The sequence below is a fragment of the Candidatus Paracaedibacter symbiosus genome (assembly GCF_000757605.1).
Taxonomy (GTDB): domain Bacteria; phylum Pseudomonadota; class Alphaproteobacteria; order Paracaedibacterales; family Paracaedibacteraceae; genus Paracaedibacter_A; species Paracaedibacter_A symbiosus.
The window spans coordinates 2101-3128 of the sequence record NZ_JQAK01000035.1; the positions used below are offsets into that span (position 1 = coordinate 2101).

2 protein-coding genes and 1 pseudogene are annotated in these 1028 nt (G+C 38.7%); 1 reads left to right on the forward strand and 2 read right to left on the reverse strand.

What is annotated here, in order from left to right; all coding sequences use genetic code 11:
- Both IG80_RS16440 and IG80_RS0112005 read right to left on the reverse strand, forming a co-directional pair.
- Positions 1-274: pseudogene (locus tag IG80_RS16440) on the reverse strand (hypothetical protein); the annotation flags it as partial.
- 14 nt (positions 275-288) lie between these two features.
- Entirely contained in the window at positions 289-498 is a 210-nt protein-coding gene (locus IG80_RS0112005) for a helix-turn-helix transcriptional regulator (RefSeq protein WP_032114261.1), read from the reverse strand.
- Positions 499-685: 187 nt separating this feature from the next.
- Between IG80_RS0112005 and IG80_RS0112010 the strand changes: the two genes are divergently transcribed.
- Positions 686-1028: helix-turn-helix domain-containing protein (locus IG80_RS0112010; protein ID WP_032114262.1), on the forward strand; the 343-nt coding region annotated here is incomplete at its 3' end.

The following is a 1028-nucleotide window of genomic DNA, read 5'->3' on the forward strand; positions in this document are numbered from 1 at the left end:
CGTTGATGATGCTTATTTGGTTACTCTTGATGTCAATAATGAGATTCTGCCTTTTTAAGGAGACAATAGTATGCTTTATGGTATCTATCGACCAAAAGGGGAACTGTCTTTTCCACTGTTCAGAGGGGATATAAACCCCATGCTGCTTATTCCCGTTGAGATGGAGCCAATAATGCATTTGTTGCAGCACAATGGCTTCATTTAAGCCAATTTTTCTTGCTAAAGTTGGGAATATTTGTAAAGGCGCCTCATTAATAAGAAGTCTTGTTTGCATAAGAAAGTGCCCGTCTAATTTGATTCATCATTAAAGTTCTGAGAGGTGTGTTGCCGAAGGCTGCGCTTTTCAAACTCTTCAACATCACACAAGCGGTATAAAACTCTACGCCCAATTTTAAGATACTTAGGCCCTCGACCATTCCAGCGCCATTGCCCTAGCGTATTAGGCTCAAAATTCCATCGTTGAGCTAAAGCTGTAGGGGTTAAAAAACTATTATCCATGGGTTTTCTCCTCTTAATTGTAGTTTTTAAGCAGAATAAACATAGCAAGCATTAATGTCAACATACATGTAAACTTGCAAAATATGTGTAAGTTTGCAATTTCATGTTGATTGGTAGATAGGTATATGTCTATATAGATGGTGAATGATCAGGATAGAATTAAAATAGCATAGGATCAGGAACCAAAATGAGCACAAGGCAACTAGATAAAAATGCAGCAGCGAGGTTGAGGCAAGTCAGAAACCTTACAAATCTTGCGCGTACTGTCTTTGCGAGTAAATATAAGTTAAGTACTAATTCCCTATCAGCCTGGGAGAATGGGACATCACCATTTTCAGAGGAAGTTGCAAAACATCTAGCGGATATATTTAGAAAAGAAGGTATTAAAGTAAGTTCACACTGGATTATGACAGGAGAAGGACCTAAGCCTAAAGCTTTAGCCTCAAGATTAATACAAGGCACTGATTCCTTGGGCATAGCAATCAGCGATGAGGAGGAATTATTTTGGCGAGCAACATCTTCCTTTAAGG

Bases quoted from the DNA above. Each gene is read 5' to 3' on its own strand.
- IG80_RS0112005 (WP_032114261.1), bottom strand. From the start codon at position 498: ATGGATAATAGTTTTTTAACCCCTACAGCTTTAGCTCAACGATGGAAT.